The organism is Kribbella aluminosa, assembly GCF_017876295.1.
GTDB classification, from domain to species: Bacteria; Actinomycetota; Actinomycetes; order Propionibacteriales; family Kribbellaceae; genus Kribbella; species Kribbella aluminosa.
Map to the genome: position 1 here is coordinate 601,508 of NZ_JAGINT010000001.1, position 13,816 is coordinate 615,323.

The following is a 13,816-nucleotide window of genomic DNA, read 5'->3' on the forward strand; positions in this document are numbered from 1 at the left end:
GGAACGATGAACCAATACGTGCTCAGCATCTACCAGCCCGACGGCCCGGTCCCCGAGCCCGAGATCCTCGACCCGATCATGCGTGACCTCGAGGTCCTGAACACGGATCTGAGGGAAGCCGGGGTCTGGGTGTTCGACGCCGGCATGCACCCGCCCGAGACCGCCACCGTGCTGCGCGTCCAGGGCGACGAGGTACTGGTGACCGACGGCCCGTTCACCGAGGGCAAGGAACACCTGGGCGGCTTCATCGTCATCCGGGTCGAGGACCTCGACGCCGCACTGCACTGGGGGCGGCGCCTCGCCAAGGTGCTCCGCCTGCCGGTCGAGGTCCGGCCCTCGCAGTCGTGACCTCCGACTTCGCGGCGGTATTCCGGGCCGAGCACGGGCGCGCGGTGGCCGTGCTGACCCGGGTGTTCGGGGACCTGGAGATCGCCGAGGACGCCGTCCAGGACGCGTTCGCGGCGGCGCTGGAGAAGTGGCCGGCGACCGGAGTACCGCCGAGTCCGGCCGGCTGGATCATCACGACCGCGCGGAACCGTGCGATCGACCGCCTGCGCCGGGAGTCGGCGCGGGCGGGCAAACACGCCCAGGCGGCGCTGCTGCACGCCGAGGCCGAGACGCTGGAGGAGGGCGCCGTGCACGACGACCGCCTGCGGCTGATCTTCACCTGCTGCCACCCGGCCCTCGCGCTGAACGTCCGGGTCGCGCTCACGCTCCGGATGCTCGGCGGGCTCAGTACGGCCGAGATCGCCCACGCGTTCCTGGTGCCCGAGCCGACGATGGCGCAGCGGCTGGTCCGCGCGAAGGCGAAGATCAAGGCCGCGGGCATCCCGTACCGGGTGCCGTACGAGGCGGACCTGCCCGAGCGCGTCCGCGGCGTACTGGCGGTCGTGTACCTGATCTTCAACGAGGGGTACGCCGCCTCGTCCGGCGAGACCCTGGTCCGCAACGAACTCGCCGCCGAAGCGATCCGCCTCGGCCGGCTGCTCGTCGACCTGATGCCGGACGAACCCGAAGCGGCCGGGCTGCTCGCGCTGATGCTCCTCCAGCAGTCCCGCCGCCCGGCCCGGGTCGCACCCGACGGCGCGCTCGTCCGGCTCCGCGACCAGGACCCCGGACTGTGGGACCACGTGCTGATCACCGAAGGGCACACGTTGGTACGGCGGTGCCTCCGCCGGAATCAGCCTGGTCCGTATCAGCTGCAGGCGGCGATCAACGCCGTACACGCAGACGCCGCGACCGCCGAGGCAACCGACTGGCGGCAGATCCTGCAGCTCTACGACCACCTGCTGGCGCTGGACCCGACCCCGGTCGTCGCACTCAACCGCGCCGTCGTCGTGGCCGAGGTGGAAGGCCCCGCTGCCGCGCTCGCCCTCGTCGACGACCTGTCCCTCGACACCTACTACCTCTTCCACGCCATCCGCGCCGACCTCCTCACCCGCCTGGGACGCCTCGCCGAAGCCCGGACGGCGTACGAAACGGCGCTCTCCCACACCACCAACCAGGCCGAACAGGCCTTCCTGGAGGAACGGGCGCGACACTGATGTGTGTATAGTTAGGCGCATGCCGCGCATTCAGATCTATCTCCCCGACGACCTCTACGCAGAGGTGAAGAGCCGCAAGCTGCGTGCTTCAGAGGTCGCGCAGCAGGCTCTCCGCGCCGAAATCCGCCGGCAGAAGCTGATTGAGGCGGCCGACGAGTACCTTGCCGCGCTGATCGCCGAAACCGGGGAGCCGTCTCCGGAGGACCTTGCCTGGGCCGAGGACTTCGTTGCTGGGATCAAGGCCAAACTCCGTCCGCCCGACGAGGGACACGGTCAGCACGAAGATGGCGGCCACGCCAAGAAGGCGAGCTGAGTGATGCGACAGGCTGTCCTGGACAGTGGCGCAGTCAGCTTCTTCGTCGAGGGATCGAGCCGCGCCAAGGCGGTCCTGGCGGTTCTCGGCATCGAGGGCCTGTGGCCGCCGATAGTTCCGTCGGCGGTCCTGGTCGAGTGCCTCACCGGCCATCCGCAGAAGGATGTGCGGACCAACAGGTTCCTCAAGAGTTGCGATATCGGAGTCACTCTGGACGAGTCCGCCGCGCGCCGTGCCGCCAAGCTTCGAACTGATGCCGGTAAGGGGTCGGCGGTCGATGCGATCGTTGTGGCGATCGCCGAGCCCAGCGGTGTGGTGATCACCGGTGATACAGCTGATATCACTGCTCTTGCCGCACATGCTGCCGATGTCACTGTCCACCGCGTCTGATCGCCGAACGGATCGGCTCGGAACCGGCTAGTGTCTGCCAACAGGGGAACGACGGGAGGTGGAGTGTGGGGCTGCCTGGTAAGGGGCTGGTCGAGGGGTTGAAGGTCACTGCGCGGACGCTGGCCCGGCGGTCCGTCACCGAGCAGTATCCGGATGTCCAGCCGGAGTTGCCGCCGCGCAGCCGGGGTGTGATCGCGCTGCTGGAGGAGAACTGCACCTCCTGCATGCTGTGCGCCCGCGAGTGCCCGAGCTGGTGCATCTACATCGACTCGCACACCGAGACCGCGCCGTCGGTCGGTGAGCAGGCCCGGGAGCGCAGCCGGAACGTGCTGGACCGGTTCGCGATCGACTTCAGCCTCTGCATGTACTGCGGGATCTGCATCGAGGCCTGCCCGTTCGACGCGCTGTTCTGGTCGCCGGAGTTCGAGTACGCCGAGACCGACATCCGCAACCTCACCCACGACAAGGAGCGGCTCCGCGACTGGATGTGGACCGTTCCGGCCCCGCAGCCCATCGACCCGGGACCGGCGGAGGACGACGCGTGACAACGGTTCTGTTCGCCGTCGCCGGCCTGGTGGCGGTCGCTGCCGCCGTCCTGGTCGTCACGTCCCGCCGGATCGTGCACGCCGCGCTCTGGCTGGTGCTCGCGCTCGGCGCGGTGGCCGGCTGCTTCGGCGCGTTGCACGCGGAGTTCGTGGCGCTGGTCCAGATCCTGGTGTACGTCGGCGCGATCGTCGTACTGGTGCTGTTCGCGCTGATGCTCACCAAGGCGCCGACGAATCCGCTGCCGGAGCTGACCACCGGCCGGAGCCCGTTCGCGGCCGTGGTGGCCGGTGTCCTCGCGGTGCTCCTCGGTACCGGCATTCTGCTTGCCTTCGGCAACGAGAAGGTCAAGCCGGTGGCCGACGGCTCCGCGACCGCCGTCGGCACCCAGGTGTTCGAGCACTGGGTGCTGCCGTTCGAGGTGCTGTCCGTCCTGTTGCTCGCCGCGCTGATCGGCGCGATCGCCCTCTCCCAGCAGAAGAAGAAGGAGGACTGACATGCCGTTGGTCCTCCCGCTGCTGCTGGCAGTGGTGCTGTTCTGCATCGGCGTGTACGGCGTGCTCGCCCGGCGGAACGTGATCACGCTGCTGATGTCGTTCGAGCTGATGCTGAACGCGGTGAACCTGAACCTCGTCGCCTTCGACGCCTGGCGGGTGACCGAGGCGACCGGCCAGACGCTCTCAGTGTTCGTGATCACGCTGGCGGCGGCCGAGATCGGCCTGGGCCTGGCGATCGTCCTGCTGCTGTTCCGCGGCCACGGGCACGTCGACGCCGACGCGGCCCGGGACCTGCTCGAGCCCGAGGAGGCGTCGTGATCGGCACCGCCTGGCGAGTCGTCGGCGTCGGCTTCTCGCTCCTCGTCGTACTGGCCGCGGCGCTGCTGCACGGCGTGACGCCGCAGCACACCTCGGCCGGCGGCGCGATGATCGGCCAGGACTTCTGGTTCTCGTACGAGTTCCGCACCGACGGCCTGACCGTGCTGATGCTCGCCGTGGTCGGTGTCGTGTCGGGCTGCGTGCAGGTCTACTCGATCGGGTACGTCCGCGAACGGATCGCGTCGTACACGGCGCTCGTCACGCTCTTCACCGCGGCGATGGTGACCGTGGTGGTGTCCGACAACCTGTTCCTGCTGCTGATCGGCTGGGAGGTGATGGGCGCCTGCTCGTACCTGCTGATCGGCCACTACTGGGAGCGTCGGGATGCCCGCGCCGGTGCGATGAAGGCGTTCCTGATCACGAGGTTCGCCGATGTCGGATTCCTGTTCGGGATCTTCGTGCTCGGCGTCGGGTACCACACGTTCCGGATCTCCGAGCTGGGCAGCGGCCCGATCCAGCCGCACACGCTGACGATCGGCACGCTGCTGCTGCTCGTCGGCGTCGTCGGGAAGTCGGCGCAGGTCCCGTTGCAGACCTGGCTCCCGGACGCGATGCCCGGTCCGAGTCCGGTCAGCGCGCTGATCCACGCGGCGACGATGGTTGCCGCGGGCGTCTTCCTGATCGCCCGGCTGTTCGACCTGTTCGTCAAGGCCGAGACCACGCTCACCGTGCTGGCCGTGATCGCCTGTGTGACCATGCTGTTCGCGGCGTCCTGCGCGATGGCGGCGGTCGAGGTGAAGCGGGTGCTCGCCTGGTCGACGGTGAGCCAGCTGGCGATCATGTTCTCCGGGCTCGCGCTCGGCACCGGCGACGGGCGGCACGCGGCGCTCTTCCACCTGTTGACGCACGCGGCCTTCAAGGGCCTGCTGTTCCTCTGCGCGGGCGTCCTGCTGCATCAGGTCGGCAGCGCGGCGTTCGTCGTACTCCGGAAGTACTCGCGCCGCGGCGTACTCCGGAAGCGGCTGCCGGTGACGTTCGTGACGATGACGATCGGCCTCGCCGCGCTGGCCGGCGTACCGGGGCTGGCCGGGTTCTTCTCCAAGGACTCCGTGGTCGAGGCGGCCTGGGAGACTGCCCGGGGCGGTTCGGCGGTCGGCTGGATCGTGCTCGTGTCGGTGTGCCTGACCGCGATGATGACCGCGTTCTACTGCCTGCGCCTGTGGCTGTGGGTCTTCTTCCGTACGCCGGCCGTCGTCGGCGCGGTCGGTGCGTTCGAGGACGACGACGCGATGGCGGACCTGGACGAGCCGGACGCCCGGAAGCTGCGCGAGGGCTCCTGGCTGATGCTGGCGCCGATGGTCCTGCTGACTCTCGGTGCCGTCGGGCTCGGGTACGCCGATGGCATTCACCTCAAGTGGCCGATCGCGCTGATCACGACCGTGCTCGCGGTGCTCGGGGCACTCCCGGCGTACTCGCTGTGGCGTCGCGGCGCGGACCCGCGGCCGGTGCTGCTGGAGCGGGAGTACGGCGTGGATCCGGCGTACCAGCGGTTGGTCGTGCTGCCGGTGCGATGGCTGGCCCGGTTGACGGTCGGTGGGGATCAGGACGTGATCGGGGCGTACGTGCGGGCGACCGGGCGGGCCGGCGTGCTCGCGTCGGCCGGGCTCCGGAAGTTGCAGACCGGGAACGTGCAGACATACCTGACCGCGGCCGTGGTCGGAGTGGTCGCGCTCGCGATCCTGGCGGGGGTGATCGGGTCGTGAGCCAGTGGTTGCTGATCGCCTTGCTGGCGGTTCCGGCGGTGACCGCCGGGGTGCTGTGGGGGCTGCCTGCGGTTCTGGGGGAGCGGGTCTCGGCGATCGTCGGGTCGGTTGTGTCGGGTTTGGTGCTGGTCGGCTCGGTGTTCCTTTGGTGGGACATGCGTCGTCCGCATTGTCCGTGCACGTCAATCTTTGTGGCCTTTCGAGAGCCACCCCGGAACTTGCCCGGCAAGTTGTTGCCGTACGCACAGACCGACGTGTCCTGGATACCGCAGCTGGATGTGCGGTTCCACCTCGCCGTCGACGGTGTTTCGATGCCGCTCATCGCGCTCACCGCTCTTCTGGTGTTCCTCTGCAGCCTGTACTCGTTGAAGATCACGCCGCGGATCGGCCGGATGCGGTCGCTGATCGCGCTGCTGCTGGTGATCGAGACCGGGGTGATCGGGACGTTCGCGGCCGCTGACCTGGTGCTGTTCTTCGTGTTCTTCGAGATCGTGCTGATCCCGATGTGGCTCGTGATCGACGTCTGGGGCGACCACCACGACCGGGCCGGGCGGCGCCGGGCGGCGAACACGTTCGTTCTGATGACCGTGCTCGGCTCGGCGTTGATGCTGATCGGGTTCCTGCTGATCCACCGGCAGACCGGGACGTTCGACGTGGCGTTCCTCGGGGAGCATCCGCTCCGTGGTGGGCACGGGGTCCCGCTCGCCGCGGCGGTGCTGATCGCCGTCGGGCTCGCGGTGAAGATGCCGCTCTGGCCGCTGCACATCTGGTTGCCGGACGCGCACGCGAAGGCGCCGACGGTCGGATCGGTGCTGCTGGCCGGCGTACTGCTGAAGCTCGGCAGCTACGGCATGATCCGGATCCTGCTGCCGATCCTGCCCGGGGCGACGACCACGATCGCGCCGTACCTGGCCGGCTTCTCGGTGGTCGCGATCGTCGCCGGATCGCTCGCCTGCCTGGCGCAGACCGACGTGAAGCGGCTGATCGCGTACTCGAGCGTCGGGCACATGGGCTTCATCGGGCTCGGCGTCGCGACGATGTCGCCGGAGGGCCTGAACGGCGCGCTGTACGCGAACATCGCGCACGGCGTCATCACCGGGCTGCTGTTCTTCCTGGCCGGGGCGATCAAGGACCGGTACGACACCAGCGACCTGCGGACGATCGGCCGCGCGCTGTACGCCCGGCTGCCGCGGATCGGCGGCCTGCTCACGTACGCGTGCCTCGCCTCCCTCGGGCTGCCGGGGCTGGCCGGGTTCTGGGGCGAGATGCTGGTCCTGCTCGGCGCGTACCACCCGGCCGCTGCGTTGCCGCGGGCAACCTTCCTGGTGCTGATGGTGATCGCCGGACTCGGCGCGGTGCTGACCGCCGCGTACTTCCTCCGGCTGATCCGGAACCTCTGCCAGGGCGATCCGGCCGAGTACCCGCCGACCGCGTTCGCGGTCGACCTGAGCCGGATCGAGTTCGCGACCTTCGCGCCGCTCGCCGTACTCACCGTGGTCCTCGGCCTGTGGCCGTTCACACTCCTCAACGAGTGGATGGCCGCCCTATGACGGCACTGATGCCGCGACTCCGTCGCGGCGGGTCACGGGGCTGCAGCTCCCGTCCTTCCCTCGTCGCTCCGCTCCTCAGTCCAGGACGGGAGGCCCCATGACCCTGACGTGGACCGACTGGCAGGCTGTCGCCGTACCGCTGGTGCTGGCGATCGGCGCGATCGCCGTGCTGCTCGTCGACAGCTTCTGGAAGAGTGCACCGGCCGAGCTGCGGCATACCGTCGTGACCCTGCTGACCAGCGTGGTGATCCTGTTCGGGCTCGTGTTCGTGTGGGCGCAGCGGGCCGACGTCAAGCCCGCGTTCTGCCGTCCGGCGGTCGAGGGGCCGGCCGAGTGCAGCCTGGTCTTCGAGCCGTTGACCGCAGGGTTGTGGGCGGTGCTGCTGATCGGCGGGCTCGGCGTCGTCGGGTTGTCGACGTACCGGCTGCTGGCCAAGGACGTGCCGATCGGGGAGTACCACTTCCTGCTGCTGAGCGCGCTCACCGGCGCGACGGTGCTGGCGGGCGCGCGGGATCTGGCGACGTTGGTGATCGCGCTCGAGGTGGTGTCGCTGCCGACGTTCGCGATGGTCGGGTTGCGCCGCGACCGGCGAGGGTCCGAGGGCGCGCTGAAGGCGTTCCTGGTCTCGGTACTGTCGACCGCGGTGATGCTGTTCGGCGTCTCCTATCTGTACGGCGTGACCGGCTCGCTGTACCTGACCACGATCGCTAACCGGCTGAGCGGACTCGACCCGAACCTCGCCCGCGTGGCGTTCGCGGCCGGGCTGTTCGTGATCGTCGGGTTCGCGTTCAAGATCGCGGCGGTGCCGTTCCACGCGTGGCTGCCGGACACGTACGTCGGGGCCCCGGTCGAGGTCACGACCTTCCTCGCCGTGGTGTCGAAGTCGGCCGGTGTGGCCGGGCTGCTCGTGCTCGTGACGTCCGGGATCGCGCCGGCCGGCTCGGAGCTTCGTACCGTGGTCGCGATCCTCGCGGCGGTGACGATGACCGTCGGGAACCTCGCGGCCCTGCGCCAGGTCGAAGCGGTCCGGCTGCTCGCCTGGTCGTCGATCGGGCAGGTCGGTTTCCTGCTCGCACCGCTGGCCGTCGGCGACGCCCGAGCCGTCGTCGGGTACCTGGCGGCGTACGTCGTGGTGACGCTCGGCGCGTTCGGGGCGGTGGCCGTGGTGCAGCGGCACCGCGCGGGCGGTCTGCTCACCGACTACCGCGGAATGGTCCGCTCCGAGCCTGGGCTGGCGGCCGCGCTGATCCTCTTCCTGGTGGTGCTCGCGGGGCTGCCGCCGGGGCTCGCAGGTCTGTTCACGAAGTTCGCCGCGTTCCAGGCGGTGATCGATGCCCACCTCGGTTGGCTCGCGATCGTGATGGCGATCAACGTGATGATCGGGCTGGCCGTGTACCTGCGCTGGATCGCGGAACTCTTCCGGCTCCCCGCCGACGACCCGTTCTCGGTCGACATCGAGACCCCGGCCGTTGCGATGCTCACGGTTTGCGCCGCCCTCACCGCGGTCCTGTCGGTGCTGCCGAGCATCATGTTCGCGCTCGCGACCTGACAGGTTCCGGTCAGATCGAGCGGTGCGGCCCGGTGGGTGGCTACCGTCGGATCATGCTTGCCCGAGGACTCATCGCCTTGACCCTGCTGGCCGCTGCGGCCGGTTGCAGCTCCGGCCACGCCGGCTCACGGCCGAGCCCGTCCCAGCCGAGCCCGTCCCAGCCGAGCCCATCTCCGTCGAGCGTGAGCCCGACCGGTGCGCCGAGCAGCGTCGCCGCGACCCCGAGCCAGGCAGGTCCGACCGCGAAGGACGGCCAGAACTACAAGGCCTGCACCGACGGCACCTGTGAGGTGCTGATCCGGAAGAATGCTGTCATCAACCTCAAGGGGGACAAGTTCACCGCGACGGTGGCGAAGGGCACGCTCAAGCTCACCGACTCGAAGGGGTACATCTCGTTGAGCCAGAGCGGTACCTCGTCCAGCCGCAGCGGCAACGGCAGCGTCGGCGGCGTGGCCGGCGGTCTCGCCGCGGTCAGCTGGAGCGACGGCGACGGACCAGTTCACATCGCCACGCTGACGTATGCCGAGGGCGACACCGTCGTCGTCATGCTCACGAAGAGGTAGCGCGCGTCAGGAATTCCTCGTACTGCGCCCAGACACGGCGCCACAGTACGTCGCGGTCGGCGTCCGTGTAGTGCGGGAGCGGCAGGTGGAAGACGTCCGCGAGCGCGGTGAAGTAGTCGGCGCGGTCGTCGAGCAGGCGGTTGTCGACGCGGTCGGAAAACGTTTCGCTCAAGCCGATGGAACGCAGTACCACAACGGATTCCGGCGTACGGCGGAACGCGGACGCCAGCCGGACGAACCGCGACTCCGGGTGTCCGGACAGCTCGGCGTGCTTCGCGGCGAAGGCTTCGAGAGGGACGGGGGCCGCCTCGAAGTCCATGCCGATCAGGTTCGCGCGCGGGTCGTGGTCGAGGCGCCAGCCGTCGGTCTTCGCGGACGGGCGCAGCCGCAACGTGAACGGATACTGCTCGGACTCGCCCGTCGCGAGCGGCATCGGGTGCCGGAGACCGTCTCCGAGGCCGGCGTCCACGAGCCAGACCCGCTCCGGGTCCTCGACCAGCCCGCTCACCGTCAGCACCAGATGGCTGCCGTCGATGACGCTGGGCCGGTTGACCGTCTCCACGCCGCCGCGATGCATCCGCACCCGATACCCGAGCTCGGTCAGCAGCAAGGCGAAGACGCCGTTCAGCTGGAAGCAGTACCCGCCGGTCTCCCGCGCGACGATCCGCTTCGCCACCTCCTCGGGATCGAGCGCGCCGCCGAGCGTCACCTGGTACTGCACCGTCTCGTACGGCACCTGATCCACGAAGGCCTCGTGCAGCCGCGTCAACCCCTCCAGCCGCGGCGGCCCGTCGTACCCGTCGACCCCGATCCGTCGCAGAAACGCCCCGGTATCCATGGGGCCCAGGTTAGGTGAGGTGATCTCTACGGTCTGGGACAGAGGAGTGCCGGAAAGCGCCTGACTGTATTGAATGCCGTGAGGCCCCACAACCTGGCAGGGTATGGGGCATGACTTCTGAGCGGATCTATGTCGGGAGCTACACCAGTCAGGCCGGCGGTGGGGACGGGATCGCGTTCGGCACGCTGGACGCGATCGTGACGGTGGCGACGACCGCCGACCCGTCGTTCCTGGTCAGGTCCGCGGACGGGCGGTTCCTCTACGCGACCAACGAGGAGCAGGACGGCAAGGTCGCGGCGTTCGCGATCGGCGCGGACGGCGGGCTGGAGCTGCTCGACCAGCAGCCGACCGGCGGCGCGCACCCGTGCCACCTCGGCATCGACCCGTCCGGGCGGTACCTGCTGTCGGCCAACTACACCTCGGGATCCGTCGCGATCCACCCGATCGCCGCGGACGGCTCGCTCGGCGAGGCCACGCAGTACCTGCAGCGGGAAGGGTCCGGGCCGAACGCCGAGCGCCAGGAAGGACCGCACGCGCATCAGATCGCGTTCGACCCGGCGGGCGCTTTCGTGTTCGACGTCGACCTCGGATCGGACACCGTCTACTCGTCGACGCTCACGGCGGACGGCCGGCTGGAGGAGGTCGACCGGCTGCACATCCACCCGGGTGCGGGCCCGCGGCACCTGGTGTTCCACCCGACGGCGGGTGCGGCGTACGTGATCAACGAGCTCGACTCGACGCTCACCGTGTGCGGCTACGCCGACGGGAAGCTGCAGACCGTGCAGACCGCGTCGACGCGGCCGGCCGACTCGCCGGGCGAGAACTACCCGGCCGAGCTGCTGATCTCCGCCGACGGCCGCTTCCTGTACGGGTCGAACCGCGGCGACAACACCGTCGCGGTCTTCGCGATCGCCGCCGACGGGCTGAGCGTCGAGCTGGTGCAGACCATCTCCTCGGGCGGGAACTGGCCGCGACACCTTGCCTTCAGCAACGACGGCTCGGTGCTGTACGCCGCCAACGAGCAGTCCGACCAGATCGCGACGTTCAGCATCGACGACGGCCGGCTGACGGCTCAGGGAGAGCCGGTCAGCCTGCCGCGGCCGGTGTGCATCCTGCCGGTTTAGACCAGCTTCTCGAAGAAGAACTCGTGCTTGAGGAAGGACACGTCGTACTCGTGACCCGGGTACGGCGGGTTCAGCTGGGACGCCTGGAACAACCGCCAGCCGTCCTTGAGCGCGTCGAGCCCGGTCTCGTACGGCGGTACGTCGCTGTCACCCGTCGTCGGGTGCGTCTCGCCCGTGCCGTCGTACGTCGACCATCCGACCACGCGCGCGTCCAGCGCGGACGAGGCCAGGTACAGCACCAGCACCTGCTGGCGAAGGCCGGTGCGCTGCGGGGTTTCAGCCGTGGCGGTCATACCATCTCCCTCTTTGCGTGTGGGTTGTTCACCCGGTCGGCGACGACGCGGTGCGGGCGGTTGGTGACGCGGGTGACCCAGTAGTTCGGGTCGTAGGTGTCGTCGCCGCTGATCGCGCGCCACATCAGGATCCGGTTGTACCGTTCCAGCCGGCCGGTGGCGTTCTCGTACCACGGGAAGCCCTGCTCGAGCTCGGCCGCGACCGCCTCGTCGTACAGGTCGTCGGTGTTCCAGAGCCGCACCTGACGGACCGTCGGGTTGAACCGGATCTTGAACATGTACCGGTCGAGGTTGCTGTCGTTCTTGCGGCCGCCGTGCCAGATGCCGTGGTGCAGGAGCTGGACGGTACCGGCCGGGCAGACGAGCCGGGTCTGGCCGAGCAGGTTCTGGTACCGGCCGGTGTCGGACTCGTTCGTGCGGCGCAGGTGGCTGCCCGGGACGCTGAGCGTGCCGCCCATCTCGAGCGTGACGTCCTGCGGGTAGTACATCAGCTGTACGTCGAAGGCGTCCGTCCGGACGTCGATGATCGCGTCACCGTGCAGGTTCTGCGCCTCGCCCTCGTGTGCCCGGCGGATGTGCACGGCGTGGTGGTCGACGGTCGGCTCGGGACCGACCAGGCTGTGGATCGCGCCCGCCACCTCCGGCAGTTGCACCAGCCGCTGGACGAAATCGCTGTCCACGAACGCCTCCGACAGCGGGGTGCCGTACGGAACGCCCGGAATGCCGTTGTTCAGGACCTCGATCGCCTGCTGGTTCATGTCGTCCGGTACGACGGAGTCCATCCGGAGGGCGCCGGTGGCGACGAAGTGCGCCATCTGCACCGAGGTGAGCAGGTGTTTGCGATGCGGGTGGGGCATGGAGACTCCCATGGGTGGGTAGTGGTTACTACTCCTCCATTCTGCGATCGACCGTCGTTGTTCCGCGTGGGTTGTGATCACCACTGGTGGTAAATTCTCACCGTGATCGAATTGCATCTGGCGCAACCGCCGGAGGTCGTGAACGCCGGCGCCGGAATCCACGGAACACGTGGTCCGCGCGACGTCTTCCGGTTGCCGGACCTCTGGCAGCTGCATCTGTTCAACTACTCGGCCGAGCTGACGCTGCTGGGCGAAACGTTTTCCGTCGCGCCGGGATACGTTTCCCTGACGCCGGCCGGGACGCAGGTGCAGTTCGACTACCGCGGGCGGTCCGAGCACCTGTACGCGCATTTCCGCCCGGTTTCCGCGGGCGAGCCGTCGTACGTTCCCGTCGTACAGGACGCTGGAGAGGCGGCGCCGCTGCTGTCCGGGCTGCTCCGGTCGGCGATCGAGTCCTCGCCGTCCGGGTCGGCGCGGACGACGGCGGAGGTGTGGACCGCTTTATGGCGGATCGCCGAGCTGACACCGGCACCCGTCGAGGCGGGGCATCCGGCCGTCGCGGCGGCGATCGCGCACATCGAGGCGAACCTCGCCCAGCCGCTCGTCGTACCGGAGCTGGCCCGGATCGCCCGGGTCTCGCACAACCACCTGACGCGGTTGTTCGTGGAGGAGACGGGCTCGACGGTGGTCGGGTACCTGCGCCGGCGCCGGATGATGCGGGCGCGGCATCTACTCGTGTCGTCGACCCTGTCGATCCCGGCGATCGCCGCGTCGGTGGGGATCCCGGACCTGCAGGCCTTCAACAAGACCTGCCGGCGGGAGCTGGGCGCGGCACCGCGGGCGGTACGGAATACGGTGGCCGGGGCGGGGCCCGGGGTCTAGCGTTCCGGGCATGTACAAGTTGATTCCGGCCGGCGACGCCCCGCAGCACGACGCCGAGGCCGAGCAGCGGTTCGTCGAGGACTGGCCGGAGTTCATCTTCCACGACGCCGAGGTGAAGAAGTACCGCGAGCGCAGGCTGTCGTACTTCCCCGAGTGGGAGTTCTACTTCGTCTCCGGCGACCGCCTGATCGCCGGCTGCTGGGGCGTGCCACTCGCGTGGGACGGCACGGTCGAGGACCTGCCCGGCGGATTCACGGACGCGCTGGCGCGCTCGGTGACGTCGTACGAACAAGGCGTCGTACCGAACACCTTCGTCCTGATGGCAGCCGCCGTACGCTCCGACGAACAGGGCCAGGGCCACTCCGCCCGCGTCATCACCGCCGTCCGCGACCACGCAGTGTCGAGCGGCCTCCCGCAGGTGATCGCCCCCGTCCGCCCGACCCTCAAGTCGAGCTACCCCCTCACCCCGATCGAAACCTTCATGACCTGGACCCGCCCGGACGGCCTACCGCTGGACCCGTGGCTCCGCACCCACGTCCGCCTCGGCGCCACCCTCCTGGCCCCCGCTCCCGCCTCCCAAACCATGACCGGCTCGGTGGCCGACTGGGAATCCTGGACCACCATGCCCTTCCCCGCGACGGGCACCTACACAATCCCCGCCGGCCTCGCCACCCTCGCCATCAACCGCGAAGCCGACACAGGCCTCTACACAGAACCCAACATCTGGCTCCGCCACGCCTAGAACGACCTCAGCGAACATATAGCTCAGCCCGAACTCACCGCCGTGCATCC

17 protein-coding genes are annotated in these 13,816 nt (G+C 69.2%); 14 read left to right on the forward strand and 3 right to left on the reverse strand.

Annotation, left to right across the window (positions count from 1 at the left end):
- Positions 1-6: 6 nt before the first annotated feature.
- The 11 genes from JOF29_RS02950 (at position 7) to JOF29_RS03000 (ending at position 9,030) form a co-directional block, all read left to right on the forward strand.
- The gene (locus tag JOF29_RS02950; RefSeq protein WP_209692682.1) at positions 7-348 is read left to right on the forward strand and encodes a YciI family protein; all 342 of its coding nucleotides are present in this window, start codon (positions 7-9) and stop codon (positions 346-348) included.
- On the forward strand, positions 345-1,544 hold the full coding sequence (locus JOF29_RS02955) for an RNA polymerase sigma factor (protein WP_209692683.1): 1,200 nt from the start codon (positions 345-347) through the stop codon (positions 1,542-1,544). The genes JOF29_RS02950 and JOF29_RS02955 overlap by 4 nt, the downstream gene beginning before the upstream one ends.
- Positions 1,545-1,563: 19 nt before the next feature.
- Complete coding sequence (locus JOF29_RS02960; protein ID WP_209692684.1) at positions 1,564-1,857, forward strand: hypothetical protein; 294 nt, start codon at positions 1,564-1,566, stop codon at positions 1,855-1,857.
- Between the two features lie 3 nt (positions 1,858-1,860).
- Entirely contained in the window at positions 1,861-2,247 is a 387-nt protein-coding gene (locus JOF29_RS02965; RefSeq protein ID WP_209692685.1) for a PIN domain-containing protein, read from the forward strand.
- A 188-nt stretch (positions 2,248-2,435) separates the two neighbouring features.
- A complete protein-coding gene (locus tag JOF29_RS42670; protein WP_372446327.1) occupies positions 2,436-2,792 on the forward strand; it encodes a 4Fe-4S binding protein in 357 nt (118 codons plus the stop codon).
- Positions 2,789-3,286 carry an NADH-quinone oxidoreductase subunit J family protein gene (locus tag JOF29_RS02975; protein ID WP_209692687.1) on the forward strand — a complete coding sequence of 166 codons (498 nt, stop codon included), beginning with the start codon at positions 2,789-2,791 and terminating at the stop codon, positions 3,284-3,286. Before JOF29_RS42670 ends, JOF29_RS02975 begins: the two co-directional genes overlap by 4 nt.
- Position 3,287: 1 nt before the next feature.
- On the forward strand, positions 3,288-3,605 hold the full coding sequence (gene nuoK / locus JOF29_RS02980; protein WP_209692688.1) for an NADH-quinone oxidoreductase subunit NuoK: 318 nt from the start codon (positions 3,288-3,290) through the stop codon (positions 3,603-3,605).
- Entirely contained in the window at positions 3,602-5,368 is a 1,767-nt protein-coding gene (locus JOF29_RS02985; RefSeq protein WP_209692689.1) for an NADH-quinone oxidoreductase subunit 5 family protein, read from the forward strand. The genes nuoK and JOF29_RS02985 overlap by 4 nt, the downstream gene beginning before the upstream one ends.
- A complete protein-coding gene (locus JOF29_RS02990; RefSeq protein ID WP_307863122.1) occupies positions 5,365-6,918 on the forward strand; it encodes a complex I subunit 4 family protein in 1,554 nt (517 codons plus the stop codon). Before JOF29_RS02985 ends, JOF29_RS02990 begins: the two co-directional genes overlap by 4 nt.
- Positions 6,919-7,015: 97 nt before the next feature.
- The gene (locus JOF29_RS02995) at positions 7,016-8,467 is read left to right on the forward strand and encodes an NADH-quinone oxidoreductase subunit N (RefSeq protein ID WP_209692690.1); all 1,452 of its coding nucleotides are present in this window, start codon (positions 7,016-7,018) and stop codon (positions 8,465-8,467) included.
- A 53-nt stretch (positions 8,468-8,520) separates the two neighbouring features.
- Complete coding sequence (locus JOF29_RS03000; RefSeq protein ID WP_209692691.1) at positions 8,521-9,030, forward strand: hypothetical protein; 510 nt, start codon at positions 8,521-8,523, stop codon at positions 9,028-9,030.
- On the opposite strand, the gene JOF29_RS03005 is transcribed toward JOF29_RS03000, so the two are convergent.
- Positions 9,017-9,868 (reverse strand): arylamine N-acetyltransferase family protein, encoded by an 852-nt coding sequence (locus JOF29_RS03005; RefSeq protein WP_209692692.1) that lies wholly within the window; start codon positions 9,866-9,868, stop codon positions 9,017-9,019. The genes JOF29_RS03000 and JOF29_RS03005 overlap by 14 nt on opposite strands.
- Positions 9,869-9,978: 110 nt before the next feature.
- Here JOF29_RS03005 and JOF29_RS03010 point away from each other — a divergent pair, with 110 nt between their 5' ends.
- On the forward strand, positions 9,979-10,992 hold the full coding sequence (locus JOF29_RS03010; protein ID WP_209692693.1) for a lactonase family protein: 1,014 nt from the start codon (positions 9,979-9,981) through the stop codon (positions 10,990-10,992).
- Here JOF29_RS03010 and JOF29_RS03015 read toward each other — a convergent pair.
- The gene (locus tag JOF29_RS03015) at positions 10,989-11,285 is read right to left on the reverse strand and encodes a hypothetical protein (protein ID WP_209692694.1); all 297 of its coding nucleotides are present in this window, start codon (positions 11,283-11,285) and stop codon (positions 10,989-10,991) included. The genes JOF29_RS03010 and JOF29_RS03015 overlap by 4 nt on opposite strands.
- Positions 11,282-12,142, reverse strand: coding sequence for a phytanoyl-CoA dioxygenase family protein (locus JOF29_RS03020; protein WP_209692695.1), 861 nt, complete (start codon positions 12,140-12,142; stop codon positions 11,282-11,284). The genes JOF29_RS03015 and JOF29_RS03020 overlap by 4 nt, the downstream gene beginning before the upstream one ends.
- A gap of 102 nt (positions 12,143-12,244) precedes the next feature.
- On the opposite strand from JOF29_RS03020, the gene JOF29_RS03025 reads away from it, so the two are divergent.
- Complete coding sequence (locus JOF29_RS03025) at positions 12,245-13,024, forward strand: AraC family transcriptional regulator (RefSeq protein WP_209692696.1); 780 nt, start codon at positions 12,245-12,247, stop codon at positions 13,022-13,024.
- Between the two features lie 10 nt (positions 13,025-13,034).
- Positions 13,035-13,766: a hypothetical protein gene (locus tag JOF29_RS03030; RefSeq protein WP_209692697.1), complete on the forward strand. Its 732-nt coding sequence runs from the start codon at positions 13,035-13,037 to the stop codon at positions 13,764-13,766.
- Positions 13,767-13,816 lie beyond the last annotated feature (50 nt).

Coding starts and splice junctions, on each gene's coding strand:
- JOF29_RS02950 (WP_209692682.1), top strand. CDS start 7: ATGAACCAATACGTGCTCAGCATCTACCAGCCCGACGGCCCGGTCCCC.
- JOF29_RS02960 (WP_209692684.1), top strand. CDS start 1,564: ATGCCGCGCATTCAGATCTATCTCCCCGACGACCTCTACGCAGAGGTG.
- JOF29_RS02965 (WP_209692685.1), top strand. CDS start 1,861: ATGCGACAGGCTGTCCTGGACAGTGGCGCAGTCAGCTTCTTCGTCGAG.
- nuoK (WP_209692688.1), top strand. CDS start 3,288: ATGCCGTTGGTCCTCCCGCTGCTGCTGGCAGTGGTGCTGTTCTGCATC.
- JOF29_RS02995 (WP_209692690.1), top strand. CDS start 7,016: ATGACCCTGACGTGGACCGACTGGCAGGCTGTCGCCGTACCGCTGGTG.
- JOF29_RS03000 (WP_209692691.1), top strand. CDS start 8,521: ATGCTTGCCCGAGGACTCATCGCCTTGACCCTGCTGGCCGCTGCGGCC.
- JOF29_RS03005 (WP_209692692.1), bottom strand. CDS start 9,868: ATGGATACCGGGGCGTTTCTGCGACGGATCGGGGTCGACGGGTACGAC.
- JOF29_RS03010 (WP_209692693.1), top strand. CDS start 9,979: ATGACTTCTGAGCGGATCTATGTCGGGAGCTACACCAGTCAGGCCGGC.
- JOF29_RS03015 (WP_209692694.1), bottom strand. CDS start 11,285: ATGACCGCCACGGCTGAAACCCCGCAGCGCACCGGCCTTCGCCAGCAG.
- JOF29_RS03020 (WP_209692695.1), bottom strand. CDS start 12,142: ATGCCCCACCCGCATCGCAAACACCTGCTCACCTCGGTGCAGATGGCG.
- JOF29_RS03030 (WP_209692697.1), top strand. CDS start 13,035: ATGTACAAGTTGATTCCGGCCGGCGACGCCCCGCAGCACGACGCCGAG.